This window comes from Ensifer sp. LBL (assembly GCF_050435225.1).
In the GTDB taxonomy this organism is placed as follows: Bacteria; Pseudomonadota; Alphaproteobacteria; order Rhizobiales; family Rhizobiaceae; genus Ensifer.
The window spans coordinates 539,266-556,441 of sequence record NZ_JBNDJY010000002.1 but is presented as its reverse complement, the minus strand read 5'-3'; the positions used below and the strand labels follow the sequence as shown (position 1 = coordinate 556,441).

The 17,176-nt window shown below is 62.6% G+C and carries 16 protein-coding genes; 11 read left to right on the top strand and 5 right to left on the bottom strand.

Annotated features, from left to right (window positions below):
- The first annotated feature begins 12 nt into the window (after window positions 1-12).
- Window positions 13-1,233: an adenylate/guanylate cyclase domain-containing protein gene (locus OKW20_RS09835; protein ID WP_429171842.1), complete on the top strand. Its 1,221-nt coding sequence runs from the start codon at window positions 13-15 to the stop codon at window positions 1,231-1,233.
- Between the two features lie 10 nt (window positions 1,234-1,243).
- Here OKW20_RS09835 and OKW20_RS09830 read toward each other — a convergent pair whose 3' ends face one another.
- Window positions 1,244-1,537, bottom strand: coding sequence for a DUF6074 family protein (locus OKW20_RS09830; protein ID WP_429171840.1), 294 nt, complete (start codon window positions 1,535-1,537; stop codon window positions 1,244-1,246).
- 337 nt (window positions 1,538-1,874) lie between these two features.
- On the opposite strand from OKW20_RS09830, the gene OKW20_RS09825 reads away from it, so the two are divergent.
- The 9 genes from OKW20_RS09825 to OKW20_RS09785 all read left to right on the top strand — a co-directional run bounded on the left by OKW20_RS09825 (window position 1,875) and on the right by OKW20_RS09785 (window position 11,136).
- Window positions 1,875-3,593: an ABC transporter ATP-binding protein gene (locus OKW20_RS09825; protein WP_429171838.1), complete on the top strand. Its 1,719-nt coding sequence runs from the start codon at window positions 1,875-1,877 to the stop codon at window positions 3,591-3,593.
- 97 nt (window positions 3,594-3,690) lie between these two features.
- Window positions 3,691-5,253, top strand: a complete 1,563-nt coding sequence (locus OKW20_RS09820) for a D-aminopeptidase (RefSeq protein ID WP_429171836.1) — start codon at window positions 3,691-3,693, stop codon at window positions 5,251-5,253.
- 73 nt (window positions 5,254-5,326) lie between these two features.
- Window positions 5,327-6,112 (top strand): pseudouridine synthase, encoded by a 786-nt coding sequence (locus OKW20_RS09815; RefSeq protein ID WP_429171835.1) that lies wholly within the window; start codon window positions 5,327-5,329, stop codon window positions 6,110-6,112.
- A 229-nt stretch (window positions 6,113-6,341) separates the two neighbouring features.
- Window positions 6,342-7,319, top strand: a complete 978-nt coding sequence (locus OKW20_RS09810; protein WP_034787709.1) for a tripartite tricarboxylate transporter substrate-binding protein — start codon at window positions 6,342-6,344, stop codon at window positions 7,317-7,319.
- 204 nt (window positions 7,320-7,523) lie between these two features.
- The gene (locus OKW20_RS09805) at window positions 7,524-7,985 is read left to right on the top strand and encodes a tripartite tricarboxylate transporter TctB family protein (RefSeq protein ID WP_043615217.1); all 462 of its coding nucleotides are present in this window, start codon (window positions 7,524-7,526) and stop codon (window positions 7,983-7,985) included.
- A gap of 10 nt (window positions 7,986-7,995) precedes the next feature.
- Entirely contained in the window at window positions 7,996-9,501 is a 1,506-nt protein-coding gene (locus OKW20_RS09800; protein WP_429171833.1) for a tripartite tricarboxylate transporter permease, read from the top strand.
- A gap of 180 nt (window positions 9,502-9,681) precedes the next feature.
- Window positions 9,682-10,077, top strand: a complete 396-nt coding sequence (locus OKW20_RS09795) for a hypothetical protein (RefSeq protein WP_429171831.1) — start codon at window positions 9,682-9,684, stop codon at window positions 10,075-10,077.
- Window positions 10,078-10,166: 89 nt separating this feature from the next.
- Window positions 10,167-10,865: a helix-turn-helix domain-containing protein gene (locus OKW20_RS09790; protein WP_429118842.1), complete on the top strand. Its 699-nt coding sequence runs from the start codon at window positions 10,167-10,169 to the stop codon at window positions 10,863-10,865.
- 55 nt (window positions 10,866-10,920) lie between these two features.
- Entirely contained in the window at window positions 10,921-11,136 is a 216-nt protein-coding gene (locus OKW20_RS09785) for a hypothetical protein (protein ID WP_043615210.1), read from the top strand.
- Between the two features lie 42 nt (window positions 11,137-11,178).
- Here OKW20_RS09785 and OKW20_RS09780 read toward each other — a convergent pair whose 3' ends face one another.
- From OKW20_RS09780 to repA, 4 genes are all read right to left on the bottom strand, one after another.
- Entirely contained in the window at window positions 11,179-12,342 is a 1,164-nt protein-coding gene (locus OKW20_RS09780) for an RHE_PE00001 family protein (protein WP_429118839.1), read from the bottom strand.
- Between the two features lie 708 nt (window positions 12,343-13,050).
- Window positions 13,051-14,319 (bottom strand): plasmid replication protein RepC, encoded by a 1,269-nt coding sequence (gene repC / locus OKW20_RS09775; protein ID WP_429171829.1) that lies wholly within the window; start codon window positions 14,317-14,319, stop codon window positions 13,051-13,053.
- Window positions 14,320-14,474: 155 nt separating this feature from the next.
- On the bottom strand, window positions 14,475-15,476 hold the full coding sequence (gene repB, locus OKW20_RS09770; protein ID WP_429171827.1) for a plasmid partitioning protein RepB: 1,002 nt from the start codon (window positions 15,474-15,476) through the stop codon (window positions 14,475-14,477).
- A 3-nt stretch (window positions 15,477-15,479) separates the two neighbouring features.
- On the bottom strand, window positions 15,480-16,676 hold the full coding sequence (repA, locus tag OKW20_RS09765; RefSeq protein ID WP_429172327.1) for a plasmid partitioning protein RepA: 1,197 nt from the start codon (window positions 16,674-16,676) through the stop codon (window positions 15,480-15,482).
- A gap of 287 nt (window positions 16,677-16,963) precedes the next feature.
- Here repA and OKW20_RS09760 point away from each other — a divergent pair, with 287 nt between their 5' ends.
- Window positions 16,964-17,155 carry a hypothetical protein gene (locus OKW20_RS09760; protein WP_429171825.1) on the top strand — a complete coding sequence of 64 codons (192 nt, stop codon included), beginning with the start codon at window positions 16,964-16,966 and terminating at the stop codon, window positions 17,153-17,155.
- Window positions 17,156-17,176 lie beyond the last annotated feature (21 nt).

Genomic DNA, 17,176 nt, shown 5'->3' with positions numbered 1-17,176 from the left:
GCGGGATGCGCCATGAACGACCAACAGCTACGCGATATCGTGCTCTGGCTTTCAGAACAGGGCCTGAAGGGGCTGGACGAGCCGGAGCTGTTTGCCGGCTTCTGCGAGCAATGTCGCGCAGCTGGTCTCGACCTTGCCCGCGCGCTCGGGCTGATCGACACGCTGCACCCCGAATTCGAGGGGCGTGCCTTCCAGTGGAACGATGAAAGCGACATCACGCCGGAAGTCATCCAGTACGGCTCGACGACCACGGGTGAGGCGCTGCTGAACTGGCAGAACTCGATCTTCTACCACATGCTGCGCGACCGGACCGCCGAGCGCCGCATCCGGCTTTCAGCCGACGAAGGCACCACCTACAACATACTGGACAAGCTGAAGGGTGAGGGCCACACCGACTGCGTCAGCATGATCCACCACTTCACCGACCAGGGCCGTGTCGGCGAGATGGACTGTTTCTATTCCTACTGGACGACGCGGAGCGACGGCGGCTTCAGCGAGGATGACATCGCAGCGCTTAGGATCCTGTTGCCGACGCTTGCGCTGGCGGTGAAGGCCGGCTCCTGCGTTCGCATCATCAGCACGCTTGCCGACGTCTACCTCGGCGCCGATGCCGGCCAGCGCGTCGTCAAGGGCAGCATTGCCCGCGGTTCGGCCGAACGCATCGAAACGGTCATGTGGTTTTCCGACCTGCGCGGCTATACGCGCATCTCCGACACCGCCGCACCCGACGAGATCATTCCGCTTCTCAACGATTATTCGGGGACCGTGATCACCGCCATTCACGACCATGGCGGCAGCGTTCTGAAGCTGATCGGCGACGGTGTTCTGGCGATCTTCAATGCCGACGATCCGGGGACCGCCTGCGCCAACGCAATCGCCGCCGAGCGGCAGCTGCGCCGCATGCTCGCCGAACTCGACGTGCGCCGACAGGCCGAGGGCAAGCCGACCACAGAGGTCTATCTAGGGCTCCATATCGGCGAAGTCTTCTACGGCAATATCGGCAGCCAGACCCGCCTCGATTTCACCGTGGTCGGCCCGGCGGTCAATGAGGTGAGCCGCATTGCCTCGATGTGCCGTTCGGTCGAGCGGCACATGATCATGTCGTCTGATTTCGTCGAAGCCTGCCCGCCGGATGAACGGGTCCACGCGGTCTCGCTCGGCCGCTTTGCACTGCGCGGCATTGCGAGGGCCAAGGAGCTGTTTACCTGGGATCCGGAATTGCCGGTCGTCTGAGCCGCGGCGGCTACTGGCTCATTGCGCCTGCGGAAAGGCGCGAGAGGTGGCGATGCTGCAGCTCGACCTGGACCTCGTCCTGGAAGTCCATCACCTGACGGCGGACTTCGTCTTCCGAGCAGCCGCAGGCAAAAAGCTCGTCCGCTAGAGCGCGGCAGCGGCGGCGCCAGAATTGCAGCGCCTCGGCACCGTGCAGATCTTCAAGCTCGGCGGCAGCACTGCGAATGGCATGCAATCTCCTGACCACGGGAAACGGAACAATGGTGTTGGTTTCCGTGGCTTCCACTGATTGATTGCCTGCCATCGTCTCGTTTGCCCCCTGGACTTCGTGCGCTCACTCGAACGCACAAAGACGCCCTACGCGTTTCGGTATCGAACAATCGCTCCGCCTCCGGTGTCCCCAATCGAAGGCGAATTGTTCTGCTGATTCCATTTCTACGAAGCCTATGGTTAACGTTTCCTTCCCACCGGTGCCGAAGTGAACCGATTGCGTCTCGCAGGTGCAAGAGACATCTGTCGCGTCACGTGCCCGACACGCTTTCGCGCTTTTCTGGGTTGGTTTCGATCCAAAAACATGACATTGACAATCATCTTTCTATCAGCGCCCCACGGCGCCCCCCGCCCCCAGTGAGTGCACGTGCATGCTGAAGCGTTTCTTCGCGTTCTACCGCCCCTATCGCGGCCTGTTCATCCTCGACTTCTCCTGCGCCGTGCTCTCGGGCCTGCTCGAACTCGGCTTCCCGATTGCGGTGAAGCTGTTCGTCGACCAGCTGTTGCCGAGCCAGGAATGGACGCTGATCCTGCTGTCCTCCGTGGGGCTGCTGATCGTCTACCTGCTCAACACCGGCCTGATGGCGACCGTCACCTATTGGGGCCATATGCTCGGCATCAATATCGAGACGGACATGCGGCGCATGGCCTTCGACCATCTGCAAAAACTGTCCTTCTCGTTCTTCGACAACCAGAAGACCGGCCATCTCGTCGGAAGGCTGACCAAGGATCTGGAAGAAATCGGCGAGGTCGCGCATCACGGGCCGGAAGACCTGTTCATTGCCGTCATGACCTTCATTGGCGCGCTGATCTTGATGCTGATGGTGCATTGGCAGCTGGCGCTGATCACCGCCGCCGTCGTGCCGCTGACGGCCTGGGTGACCAGCCGCTACGGCGGGCGCATGACCCGGAATTTCCGCAATCTCTATGGCCGGATCGGCGACTTCAACGCCCGCATCGAGGAAAATGTCGGCGGCATGCGCGTGGTTCAGGCCTTTGCCAACGAGGAGCACGAGCGCAGCCTGTTCGAGACCGACAACCAGAACTATCGCCGCACCAAGCTTGAAGCCTACCGCATCATGGCGGCGAGCACGTCGCTCAGCTACATGAGCATGCGGCTGACGCAGCTGATCGTGATGATCACCGGATGCTACTTCGTGCTGACGGGCGAGCTGACCAATGGCGGCTTCGTCAGCTTCCTGCTTCTCGTTGGCGTCTTCTTCCGCCCGGTCGAGAAGATCAACTCGGTCATCGAAACCTATCCGAAGGGCATCGCCGGCTTCAAGCGCTTCCTCGAACTGATGGAAACCGAGCCTGATATCGAGGATCGCCCCGGAGCGACCGACGTCGCTGATCTCAAGGGCGACATCACCTACAGCAATGTCTCGTTCGGCTACAGCGCCGAAAAGCCGATCATCCAGAACATCGACCTGACGATCCATGCCGGCGAGACGATCGCTTTCGTCGGCCCCTCGGGCGCCGGCAAGACGACGATCTGCTCGCTGCTGCCGCGCTTCTATGAGGTCAGCGACGGCTCGATCATCGTCGACGGGACCGATATCCGCGACATTACCCTGTCGTCGCTGCGCGGCCAGATCGGCATCGTTCAGCAGGATGTCTTCCTCTTTGCCGGCACTATCCGCGACAACATCGCCTATGGGCGGCTCGGCGCGAGCGAAGCCGACATCCAGGACGCAGCGCGGCGCGCCCGGCTCGACGGCATGATTGCCGCCCTGCCCGAGGGTATGGACACGGTGATCGGCGAGCGCGGCGTCAAGCTTTCCGGCGGGCAGAAGCAGCGGCTGGCGATCGCCCGCATGTTCCTGAAAAACCCGGCGATCCTCATTCTCGACGAGGCCACCTCGGCGCTCGACACGGAAACCGAGAGAGCCATCCAGCAGTCTCTCGCCGAGCTTTCCAAGGGGCGTACGACGCTGATCATCGCGCATCGGCTGGCGACGATCCGCGATGCCGACCGCATTGTCGTCGTCGACGGCAGCGGCATTCGCGAGCAGGGGCCGCATGCGACGCTGCTGGCTGCCAAGGGCGCCTATAGCCGGCTCTATCACGCCCAGGCCAGCGCCGGCTGAGGAGAGCTGTCGGCGCGGCATTGCAAGTGCCGGGAGGGGGCGGTACGAACGAAGGCAGACACCACCCTGCCCTTCGTCGGACCGATCCTTCAGCGCCATGACCACTTTTGAACTCTCCGCTCTCGAACGCGCCTTAAAGGCCCTGCCCCAGCACTATCCGGGTCCCGGAGGCGTCGCCGGCGTGGTCCGGGATGGCCAGGTGATCCTCAGCCACAGCTGGGGCTATGCGGACCTTACCGCCCGCAGGCCGATGACGGCGACGACCCGCGTACCGATCTGCTCGATCACCAAGCAGATGACCTGCGCTGTGCTTCTGGACGCCGTCGGCGAACCGGCGACGCTCGACCGCGCGCTCGACGCCTATCTGCCCCTGCTTGAAGGCAGGCGCCCGACGGTCGCCCATCTCTGCCACAACCAGTCGGGGCTGCGCGACTACTGGGCGCTAACCGTGCTGCAGGGCGCCAGGCACGACGGCGTCTTCCGCCGCGAGGACGCACGGCCCCTGCTCTCCTCCGCGCGCTCGACCCATTTCGAGCCGGGCACGCGCTACTCCTATTCGAACGGCAATTTCCGCATTCTCGCCGACCTCATCGAAGAGCATACCGGGCGCTCGATGGCCGAACTCTATCAGCACTCCGTCTTCGGCCCAGCCGACATGCGGACCGCCGCCCTCACCGCCGATACGAGCCTGCCCCCCGACGGCATCGTCGGCTACGAGGGCAACGAGACGGCCGGTTATTTCGACGCGGTCAACAATATCTACTGGGCCGGCGATGCCGGTGTTTCCGCTTCGCTCGACGATATGCTCGCCTGGGAATGCTTCATCGACCGGACACGGAATGACGCGAACGGCCTCTATCGCCGCCTGTCCGCACCGCAGACCTATGCCGATGCCCGCCCGGCCGATTATGGGTTCGGCCTTGCGCATGAGAAGATCGGCGACATCGCCATGACCGGCCACGGCGGCGCGCTGCGCGGTTTCCGCAGCCGCCGGCTCTACGCGCCCACCGAGCGCCTTTCCGTCGTGGTGATGTTCAATCACGAGGCCGACGCCCATGCTGCCGCGACAGCACTGATGAAGGTCGCCCTTGGCCACAGCGATGCCGAGCCCGCGACCGGCACCTGGGACGCCGACGGCACCGGCAGCTATCTCGACCCGGAAACGGGCCTTGCACTCGTTACCAGGCCGACCGGCAAATCCCGCGTCGCGCTGAGCTTCGCCACGGGCGCCGAGACGCTTGCCGTCGGTCCGGATGGCCGCGCACAGTCAGCGGCCGTTACGCTTCGCGTGGAAGGCGCCTCGCTTCACATGGAGCGCCTGCGGGAGAACCTGACGGTTCACGCTGCGCGCATCTCCGGCACCGCCAAGCCCGATATCGCCGGCCGCTACCATGCAGCAGAACTCGACGCCCATCTCGACATCGTCTCCACCAACGGCGTCTTCTATGGCGGTTTCGACGGTTCGCTTGGCTCTGGCGCCATGCACGCCATGCGGCCGCTCGCCGAAGATGTCTGGCAGCTGCGCTGCAAACGCTCGATGGACGCGCCGGCACCGGGAGACTGGACCGTACTCGTTTCGCGTGACGCAGACGGCAAGGTAACGGGATTGACGATCGGCTGCTGGCTCGCCCGGCGGATCGACTATAGCAAGATCGGCTGACGCTCGCGCCGCCGGCTATGCTCGGCAGCGTAGCGATGCACCGCGAGACGACTGAGAACCGGAAGACCAGAACGTGAAACAGAAGCGACCGACAGCAGCCCGCGATACCGGCCGCCGCCATGCGGCCGATATGGGCAAACGCGTGACGGTCGCCCGTGCCCTTTCCAAGCTGGGGTACTGCTCGCGCACGCAGGCCGAGAAGCTCGTGCTTGAGGGCCGCGTCAGCATCAACGGGCGCAAGGCCCCCGGTCTTTCTGCATGGGTCGATGTCGACAAGGACCGTCTCGCCGTCGACGGTAAGGCCGTGCTTGCCGAAGACAAGGTCTATCTGATGCTGAACAAGCCGCGGGGGCTGGTTACGACCAGGCATGACCCGGAAGGCCGGCCGACGGTCTTCGATTGCCTGAAGGACGTGGATTCCACCCATCTGTCGCCAGTCGGCCGCCTCGACAAGGCGAGCGAGGGCCTCCTGTTGTTCACCAACGACACGGTGCTTGCCCAGCGACTGCTCGACCCGGAAACCCATGTCGGCAAGGTCTACCACGTACAACTGACAGGCCAGATCGACGACGTGCATCTCGCGCGAATGGTTGCCGGTATCGACGAGGGCGGCGAGACGTTGCGGGCGGCCCGGGCCGAACGCTTGCGGGCGGGCGACCGCAACATGTGGATCGAAGTGGAGCTCGAGGAGGGTCGAAACCGCCAGATCCGCCGCATGCTCGATGCGCTCGGCTTCGAAGTGTTGCGGCTGCTGCGGGTCTCGATCGGGGCGATCGCTCTCGGTGATTTGCCGAAGGGTGGGCTACGAGCGCTGAGCGCCGACGAAATCGCCGATCTGAGGCGGCGCACCGGCCTCTAGGAAATCATGGCCGTGGCTTTCCGAAACGCGCGATGGGTGGATTTCCACCCACGCCAGCGACGCCATGTTTCCGAATCCACCCAAAGTCCCTGCCGCCTCCCGACAAATGCGACTGATCGCCTGGACAGGCCGTTGTCTGCATCCGGATTGCGTCTGCAAATGGGGGCACCCAGTACCGGCGTGGGAGGAAACCTTGCCGGCTGGCCATATTTCATCCGGGAGGAAGAAGATGAAAACCCTCAATGCATTGCTCGGCGCCGTCGCCGCCCTTTCTATTTTTGCCGTTTCCGCCAACGCACAGACCTATCCCGAGCGTTCGATCACCATGGTCGTGCCCTTCTCCGCCGGTGGCCCGACGGATACGGTTGCGCGTCTGGTTGCCGAATCCATGTCGAAGGATCTCGGCCAGCAGATCATCGTCGAGAACGTTGGCGGCGCCGGCGGCACGCTTGGCGCAGGTCGCGTCGCCCAGGCCGATCCGGACGGCTACACCGTTCTGCTCCACCACATCGGCATGGCGACCAGCGCAACGCTCTACCGCAAGCTCGCCTATGACACGCTGAACGCCTTCGAATATGTCGGCCTCGTCACCGAGGTGCCGATGACGATCGTTGCCCGCAAGGATCTCGAGCCGACCGACCTCAAGGGTCTCGTCGAATATGTGAAGGCGAACAAGGACACGGTTACCGTCGCCAACGCCGGCATCGGCGCCGCCTCGCACCTTTGCGGCATGATGTTCATGAGCGCCATCGAAACGCCGCTGACCACCGTTCCCTACAAGGGCACCGGCCCGGCGATGACCGACCTTCTCGGCGGCCAGGTCGATATCATGTGCGACCAGACGACCAACACCACCAAGCAGATCCAGGGCGGCACGATCAAGGCTTACGCCGTCACCTCGCCGGAACGCCTCAAGGTCTTCCCGGACCTGCCGACCACCACCGAAGGTGGCCTGCCGAACCTGCAGGTCGGCATCTGGCACGGCGTCTACGCGCCGAAGGGTACGCCGGCTGAAGTGACCGAGCGCCTGTCGAAGTCGCTGCAGGTCGCGCTCAAGGATCCGAACGTGGTTGCCCGCTTCGGCGAACTCGGCACCGAGCCGTCTTCGGACGCCGACGCCACGCCGGCCGCACTGAAGACCAAGCTCGAAGGCGAAATCGCCCGCTGGAAGCCGGTCATCGAAGCTGCCGGCCAGTACGCCGACTAATCCATCGCTCATCGCGCCGCGCTCTCGATCCATCTCGGGGCGCGGCGGTTCTGACATGGGCATCCGGCGGTGTCCGTCAACACTGGTTGACAGCTGTCAACACAGCATTGCCCAATGTGCGAACCCGGCGCGAGCCGGCAATGCCAATGCGGGAGGCCGTCGACGCCTCGGCCCGGCTACCCCGCGAAAACAAATGGGGACACGATGAAATCACTCTCCTTCGATAGCACCAATGCGCTCTGCGGCGGGATCCTGACCGCGGTCGGCCTGTTCTTCGCCTGGCAGGCCTTCAACCTCGAGCTCGGCACGGCCTTCCGCATGGGGCCCGGCTATTTCCCGCTCGTGCTCGCGATCATCCTGACGCTGCTTGGCATCGTGATCCTCGTACAGTCCACCCGCGTCCAGGGGGAACCGATCGGCGCGATCGCGCTGCGTGGCATGCTCTTCATCTTGCCGGCACCGGTCTTCTTCGGCCTCACGGTCCGCGGCCTCGGCTTCGTGCCGTCGCTGTTCTTCACGGCACTCATTGCCTGCTTTGCCTCTGGCCGCATGACCCCGCTCATGGCTTTGGCGCTCTCCGCAGTGCTCACGGCCTTCTCCGTCGCCGTGTTCAGCTATGGTCTCGGCCTGCCCTTCCAGCGCTTCGGCCCCTGGGTCCAGTTCTAGGAGACGCGCAATGGAACTTTTCAACAATCTCGCGCTCGGCTTTGTGACCGCCGGTTCGCCCGCCAACCTGCTCTTCTGCCTGATCGGCGTGCTTCTCGGCACCCTGATCGGCGTGCTTCCCGGCATCGGCGCCACCGCAACCATCGCCATGCTCCTGCCGATCACCTTCCAGCTCGAGCCGGTTTCCTCGCTGATCATGCTCGCCGGTATCTACTACGGCGCGCAATATGGCGGTTCGACCACGGCAATCCTGATCAACATGCCGGGCGAATCCTCGTCGGCCGTCACTGCGATCGACGGCTACCAGATGGCCCGCAAAGGGCGAGCGGGCGCGGCCCTTGCGATCGCAGCCCTTGGCTCATTCTTCGCCGGCACCGTCTCCACGTTCCTGGTCGCGGTCTTCGCACCACCACTGACGGAAATCGCGCTGCAGTTCGGCGCCGCCGAGTACTTTTCGCTGATGATCGTCGGTCTCGTCTCGTCGATCGCGCTCGCGCACGGGTCGATCGTCAAGGCGCTGGCCATGGTCGCCCTCGGCCTTTTGCTTGGGCTTGTCGGCACGGATATCTACTCCGGCACGCCGCGCTTTACCCTCGGCATCCGGGAATATGCCGACGGACTGAACTTCGTGGCCCTCGCCGTCGGCGTCTTCGGGATCGCCGAGATCCTGCGCAACCTTGAAAACGAAAGCACCCGCGAGGTGCTGATGGCCAAGGTCACGGACCTGGTGCCGACCAAGGACGATTTCAAGCGCATGTTCGCGCCCGTCGTGCGCGGTACCATCATCGGCTCGGCGCTCGGCATCCTGCCCGGCGGCGGCGCGATCCTCGCCGCCTTTGCGTCCTACACCGTGGAGAAACGCGTCTCGGACCATCCCGAGGAGTTCGGCCACGGCGCCATCGCCGGCGTTGCCGGTCCGGAAAGCGCCAACAACGCCGGCGCGCAGACGTCGTTCATTCCGCTCCTGACCCTCGGCATCCCCGCCAACCCGGTCATGGCGCTGATGATCGGTGCGATGATCATCCAGGGCATCGTGCCCGGACCGAACGTTGCCACCGAGCAGCCGGCCCTCTTCTGGGGTATCATCGCCTCGATGTGGATCGGCAACCTGATGCTGGTGGTTCTGAACCTTCCGTTGATCGGGCTTTGGGTGAAGCTGCTCAAGATCCCCTACTACGTCTTGTTCCCGATCATCATGGCCTTCTGCTCGATCGGGGTCTACAGCGTCAACTCCAACGTCTACGACCTCTATGCTGTCGCCTTCTTCGGCCTGGTCGGCTACCTGCTGCTGAAGCTGCGCTGCGAACCGGCGCCGCTGCTGCTCGGCTTCGTGCTCGGCCCACTGCTCGAAGAAAACCTTCGTCGGGCCATGATCCTGTCGCGCGGCGACCCGACGACCTTCGTCACCCGGCCGATCAGCGCCATCCTGCTTCTGATTGCGGCTCTGGTGCTCGTCGTCGTGTTCCTGCCCAGCGTGAAGGCCAAGCGCCAGGAGGTCTTTGTCGAGGAGGATTGATCCTGCCCGCCAATTTTGCGACAATAGTTATATAATTCAATACTTTAATCGCCGCGCCTCCAATCGGATGCGCGGCGTTTTGCTGCCTGCGGCATTCTGCCCCTGCGCGGTTTGCCACATTGAGCTTTATCAAGCCGGTCGCCTATCTCTGCCCCATAGAAACAGGAACGAGCCGGGGCGATGACACGTCGCGAGAAAGCCAGATGGAACAATGCCGTGCGCATGCTTTGCGCCGCGGCTCTGTTCCTGCTTGGTTTTGCCCATCTCGGCCCTGCGCTCGCCGCGCGCCTCCCGGCGGCGGAACTGGCGCTTTATGCCCTGCCCGACGGATCCTTGCCCGACTTTTGCCAGACCGGTTTGGGTGATGACGGCAAGGAGCAGCCCGGTCATAAACATGTCTGCAGCGCCTGTCGGTTCTTCTGGGCGCTGCTGGCGCCGCAGGACGGTTCTCTCAGCGAACGTCTGGAGGGAAGCCGCACGCCTGCAATCCGGGTGTCGGCAGTTCAACCGACGCCGCAAGTTCACGCTCCCAATGCCCGTCCACGAGGCCCACCGCAGGTCGTCATCCGGCTTTGACCTCCGTTGACAGCTGTCAACATCCTCCTTCGACGCCGGTCGGCATCGGGGCGTCACGCCCCCTTGCCTCGGTTATGCGGACGTTTTTCATGCCAGAAACCCTGATCACCACTGCCGCGCCAGCGGCTCCTCCCCGCGCGTCCTCGATAAGGCCGCCTCGCCCGGCATCGCGCAGCCGTGTCGTCGGCGAAAACCTGACCCTGCTCTATGAGGGCGGGCGCAACCGCGCGCTCTACCGTGTCGTTGACGGCTGCGTCGTGCTTTCGCAACTCCTCGACGATGGTCGCCGACAGATCACCGACGTGCTCGGACCGGGCCGGCTCTTCGGCTTCACCATCGACGGCCGCAACATCGCCACCGCCGAAACGCTGAGCATCGCCCGTATCGAACCCTTGGGTGATGCGGATCTCAACGCAACCAATCCGGCCGTTGCGAGCGAGCTGAAGACGACGCTTCATCGGATGCAGATTCATGCCACGCTGCTTGGCCGCAAGACCGCCAGCGAGAAAGTCGCCAGTGCATTGGTGGAACTGTCGCGCCTGTTCAACCGGACCGGCCGCAACGGCGCCCCTGCCCGGTTGAGCTTCCACCTGCACCTGACCCGCGCCGACCTTGCGGACTGGCTCGGTCTTACCGTCGAAACGGTGAGCCGCTGTCTCAATCGCTTCAAGCGCGAAGGCCTGATCGACTTCAGCCACCCGAAGACAATGCGCGTCCTTGATCCCGAACGCCTCGAAGCGACCGCTGGTTTCACCCGCCAACGGACCGGCGACACGACACGCCCCTGAATAAAACCCGCGCCGCCTGTCCCCCCAATGCGGCCACCTACGCAAAGGAAAAACCATGATTGCGAGACTTGTCTACCACGTGCCGGTGTTCGGCTGGATGCTGAAGGAAGCCGTGCAAGGTTCACAGACCGCCAAGGTGCTGTTTCTCGTCAACTGTGCGCTGCTCTGGCTGCTCGCCATCCTCACCTTCGGATACCCGGCAATCATCATTCCGGCCCTGACACTGGTGCCGGTAATCTTCGTTCTGCTGATCCTGATCACGATGGGCTGACGCCACCCATCCCGGCATCAAGCTTTCAGGCCTGACGCCGGCTCAAAGCACGCCCCAGCCGCGGTAGCGCCCGCGGCCGGTCATCTCGCGGATGCCAAGCTCGCGAACAAGGTTCAGCGCGCCACGCGGTGTTACGCCGACATGCTTGGCGACCAGAGCCGCCGAAACGATCGGCCGCGACAGAACCAGGTCGATCAAGGCGGGCAGGCTGCTGTTGGAACGACGATCGCGGATGCGCATGTCCATCTGGGTCTTCGCGAGCGACAGCCGGTCGAGTTCCTTGAGACCGAGATCCGCCGCCACCGTCATCGCCTCCAGGAACGCGCTCCAACGGGTCACGCCATCCTGGGACCTCCGTCGCTCATAGCGGATGGTCTTAAGCCCTGTGTTGAACGATAGCAGGTGGGAGGTGACCTTGCCTCTGGAGCGCAGGTAAGCGCCGACCAACAGTGCCCCCAGCCAATGCTGACGACGCAGGGGTTCCTTCCGGTCCCAGGCATCGAAAAGCAAGGCGGCGCCAAGACAGGGTGGCAACTGATCAGCCGCAGCTATCATCTGACGCCATTCGTCGAGACGTGCATCCTCGTCCCAATCCTCGTCGAAGAGCAGGCCGAGCTGTCCCACCGGCTCGCGCGCTGTGGCAAGCGTCGTCCGTTCGGCGACGTCCAAAGCATCCTGGTCATGGGCGTCGAGCAGGCGTTGCGAGCGAGCGATAGCCGCATCGATCGCTGCGAACTCGGCTGCCATCGGATTGCTGTCGCCTTCGTCCTCAACCTCGCGCGCCGGTTCACGGTCGACACCTGCTGCCTGACGCGTTTCGCCGCGGCCAAGCGCGAGAGCATCAAGCTCCGATGACGCGCTCTGTTCGCCCCTGAGCGTTGCAAGCCCCGGGGCGGAAAGGGCCCAACCAGGCTCGCCGAGCCAAATGCGTCGGCGGGTTCTCAGGACCGAGTGGGCGATGGTCAATTCGTGGGTCGGCGTACGGACGTCCATGTGGGCATCGTGCAGCACAAGATCCTCGACGTGAACGAGTTCGCCCGCCACCCACAGCGCTGCCGTCGCATCGAAGAAATGGCCGCGTTCGCGGTATCCGTCCTCGACGACATGACGGTTGGTGCGCTCATCCAGGCGCGCCAAGGCATCTTCGGCCGAAATCATCAGCGGGATGAGGGTTGAATGGTAGGGATCGGGAGACTGGTATCGCATTTTGAATGTAAACGGTTGCTGCGGATGTGGACCGTAACACGAGAATGGTTTCCCCCAACAGGCAGGAGACGCTTTCTCCACCGCTTGAAGACGGCAAGCTGCGCCAACTGATTGCGGTAGCTCGACGGCGGGAGCATCGGTATTCGGATGGGAATTGGCTTGTCGTGGTGCATTGCGTTGACAGCTGTCAACAGCGTTGGTCTCCTCGTTCTTCGCGTACCATACTCGCTGTCTCCTCCGGTCATGCTCGTGTTTCGCAATCACGCGGCAACGGGATCCGCCTGTCTGAAGCTTGTACGCCGTACGTTGCCTTTCGCGGCTCAGCGTTTTGAGGGGAGGGGGCGCAGCTCCAAACCGTCAACCTGTTGACAGCTGGCAACAGCCCGCTCATTTGCCACCTAAACAGTTTGGATTCTGCCGCTAGATCTGGCTGTAGTAAGGATCGCCGAAGAGGTTCAATCCTTCGCCTCGAGATCAAGAAAACTCAACCCTTGGACGGCATATCCGCGCAACGGAACAAAACGCCCTCTTCCTTTCCAAAAGAAAGAGAAACAGCAATGTTTTCTGAGGAATGGCGAGAGGCTGAAAACGATCTCAGAGGTAAGAATAACCGAGAGATGTCAACGAATCCCTGCAGCTCCAGTGTCCCGCATTTCACCGTCACAGACAAGCCACACCGTTGCTGAACGGCCCATGCCGCTTTGCTGTTCATCCGCTCATGGCAACCACTCCAGCCTGGGCTCGCAAGCGGGCCGATAGCATCGCCGAGACGGTGAATGTCTGGCTTCTCGCGCGACGCGTCAGGTCACGGAGGTAGCCTCCGGCCGAATGAATGTGCTCGGACCGTTCGAGAAGGCAGGCGAGTACCGTTGCCGTCGTTTCGGGACCAAGCACCGCGCATGCCTCATCGTAGGCCTCCGGGCTGACCCCGAGCATCGTCCTGACGACGGTTGCCGCTACGAACATGTCCCGCCAGCTGCCAATTTGCCCCGTCGGGCCATAGTCGCGGATCTGTGGGCATGCCTTCAGCACCACCGGCAGCGTGCCGACGTGATCGTGAAGGCGGGAAGGAGCGGACGACCTTGTACGGCCTGCAACAATGTCGGCATCGGCGGTGCCTGACGTCTTGGTGTCAGCCAGATCCGAAAATGCCGCTTCAGCCCTTTCACAAGCGATTTCAGATTCAGAATGATAATCGGATTCTGAATTCTGTATGTGCCGCTCATCCTGGCGTTCATTGGCAGCCGTATTCTGCGTTTTCAGCAGGTTTTCCAGATAATTAGTCAGATTGTCGCGGAGTGCCGACAAAACGGCAAGCGCGCGCTCCACTTCGGTGATGAGCGGCTTGCGCGACAGTGCCGTGTAGATGGCCTGGCACCGGGTTTCGGCTTCTTCCGCTTGGGGAACATCGGACTGGCGCAGGAGCTCGACAAGCTTGACGACGTCGCGCCGGCAAAGGCTGAGACGTTCGCGCATTACCTGCAGGTATCGACGGTCCGCTTCCAGCCGGGCGGCCTCTGCCGTGAACTCAGACGCGCGTGCGAGCATCGGTGCGAGATCGAAGCCAAAGGCCTGGCCGATCGCGCCCTTGCGGTCACGGCGTGCATAACGCTTGCCGTTTGGGCTGTCGCGCCTGAGGATAAGGCCAGCCTCGACAAGAGCCGTCAGATGCCGCCTCAGCGTCGTTTCGGCCATGCCGTGCGTGCGGAGCGAAAGCTGCGCATTCGACGGAAACACGACGAGGCCGGCAGCCGGGTCGAGTTCGGTCTTCGGATAAAACGACAGCAGTGCATTCAGCACCGCGAGCGAACGGTCGGAAACCCCAAGACTTGTCTTGGCGGCACATATCGTTCGAAACAATTTCCACTTGTCGACGCTCCCGTCGTCGACGGCCGAGGCGCTGGAAAGTTGATGTGCCAACATCCCAAGCGTCATCGACCGCCGCCCGAAGGGCGTCGTGACAATCCCACGATCCATTTTTCTTCACCTTTTCCAAGGCAAAAGAAATCCGTTCGCCGAAACGACGTTGAAAACTCTTGACACCGATTCGCGGAAATGGGATTCTCTAGTTGCTACACGAGAGAAGGGTTTCCGCAGCGCTAGTCGTTCGGAAGCCTTTTTCTTTTGCTCAGTTAGTCTCCTGTTTCCTCTTGATATTCGAGGTACAGAGATTTGAGCCTCTGCCTCACGAAATCTGCAAAGCCCGGTGCCGTCTTGCTGTTGAAGGCAAGCGTTGTCTCGCTGTCCGTTTCACGGATCCGCACCGGGGTTGTGTTATTTGGCGCTAGCCATGGGATCGGCCGGGCACGCGCCCTGGAGGCGCTTAAGAAAGTACACAAGGCGTCGAAGCGCTGATCGCTGCCAGCCTTCTGGAATTCTCGGCTTTGCATGAAGTCGTCTGCGGCCCTCTGCTTGCCGTCTTGCGCGACGAGGTCAGCGAGTTCGAACCAACGGCGCCGTCCAATCGATGGCGCGGGCCCGATGGCCTCGATCAGCGCAATCGGTAGCCGGCGAACAACCGAAATCATCTTCGACAGGGCGGCTTTGTCGACACCCAGCGCCGACATGATGATCTCGCGCGAAAACCCGCGATCTTCAAGGCGACTGCCAAAGAGCGACCGCTCGATGAAGGAGAGGTCGGAACGGGTGTTGTTTTCCTGTCCCTGGGAGACGACCAGTTGCTCGTCATTGAGATTGCGAACGACCGCGCGAACACTGCTGCCGATGTCGCGGGCAGCAGCCAGACGGCGATGGCCATAGGCGACCTGGTAGCGCCCCTCGGCGGTCGGGTGCGGCCGAACCAGGATCGGCACCTGTTGTCCGTGCTCGCGCATCTGTTCAGCGAGGCTCAATTGGGCTTCGGCGGCGATCCCGAGGCGATCGACGATGAAGGATGCATCGATGAGCGACGGATCGAGTTCGACGACCGCTTGCCCTTCGGCGAGCTGCCGCTCGAGCTCCTGGGCACGCTCGACTTTCTGGGTGATGTTCGACAGGGACCGGGTGATGCCTCCGACCGCGGTCGGGGGGCGGGCTCCGGCCATCAGCCCGGCGATCGGTCGGTCATTGCCCGGTGCTCCGTTGGCATCGTCGATGCGCTCGTCCGATATTCCGATCAGGTTCTTGCGGGCCATGGATTACTTCCTCCCCCAGACCTTGCGGACCAGGTCCTCAATCTCGCCGTTGACGAGGTTGAGAGAGTCCATGGCGCGGTCGTAGGTGCCGCGGACAAACTGCGCGCGCTCGACTTCGTAGAGCGTTTGCTTCGTCACGCCGGCGTCGGAGATGGCTGTCGACTTCACCATGGCGTTCTGCAGCATGCGATTGCCGAAAATGGCGCGCATGAAACCGGTCATCTGGCTTTGCGGGCCGTCGTTGGGCTCGAACCGTGTTCCGAGATAGCGCATCCAGTCATAGCTGGTGCGGCCACCGGCCTTTTCGACGACGCTCATCAGCTCGCTCGTCATCGACAGGAACTGCGACATCGACATGACGTCGAGCATCTGCGGATGCACGGTGATCAGCACGGAGGTCGCAGCACAGAGGGCCGACATGGTGAGGAAGCCGAGCTGCGGCGGGCAGTCGATGACGACGATGTCGTAGAAGCTCTCGATATCGGCGAGCACGTCGCCGATACGGGCAAAGAAAAGGGTTTCGGCAGCCCCGCCCGTCATCATCGCCTTCGGCGTCTCGTGCTCGAATTCCATGAGTTCGAGATTGCCGGGAATGAGATGCAGATTGGCTGTGTAGGTCGACCGCACGATATCGGCGATCGGCCGCGGGGCGTCATAGCGGATTGCGCCATAGAGCGTCTCGCCTTCGCCGACATCCAGCTCCGGCTGGTGGCCGAAGAGGGCGGATAGCGAGGCCTGCGGATCGAGGTCGATCGCGAGTGTTCTATAGCCGCGAAGCGCCAGATATTGGGCGAGGTGGGCGGAGGTCGTCGTCTTTGCCGACCCGCCCTTGAAATTCATCACAGACAGGACCTGCAGCTTTTCATCGCCGCGCCGGTGCGGGACATATTTGCCCGACTTGCCGCCGTCGTCGAGAACGCGGCGAATGCGTTCGATGTCGGAAACGGCATACATGCGCCGACCGTTTGACAAGGGCGCTGGGCCGTGGCCCTCTGAGGCCACCTGCCGCAGATAGCCTTCGCCGATTCCGATGAAGGCTGCGGCTTCGGCAGGGCTAAAGAGACGCATCCGCTTTTGTGCCTGCGGGGGGAAGATTTTCTTTTGGTGCTGCTGCAGCTGATGGGCAAGCTCCAAAGCGTCGGCAGCCAGAAGCGTCGGCAGATGCTCCTGTGCGTCCTGGCTTTGAATTTTTTGCTGCAACATTGATATCCCCGAAAACTGCGCAAAAATCGTCATATCCGGACAATATGCGCAGATGCACTATGCTCCGATTCGGCGCGGTTTTACAAATGCATAGCGTTTTGGCGGATGTCCGGCCCTGGTGGCGGGAAGGGGGCCCACGGCGCAGTCCGGTTGTCCGCGGACAACTCCTGTTCGGGGATGCGGGTGTATCTTCAATTAGAGCATAGATTTAATAGACTATTGACAGCCGATCTGATTGTGTCAGGATTGTGTTCAGTTGGCGATTGGATGCACGGAGCTTCCTGATGTTCTATCTCGGCGGAATGACCCTTGGCTATCTCGAGCCGCCCCCGCCTTTGCCGAAGGCGATGAAGGCAAAGCGACAGCCGGAAGTGGATGTCGCTTCCACGACGCTCGACACGGCGGCGTGCGAAGAGTCCGATCGTAATCAGGAATGGGCGCGTGCTTTCTTGACGCCCTGGCACCTCCTTTACTGAGGAGCATCGGCGTGGCGCCAG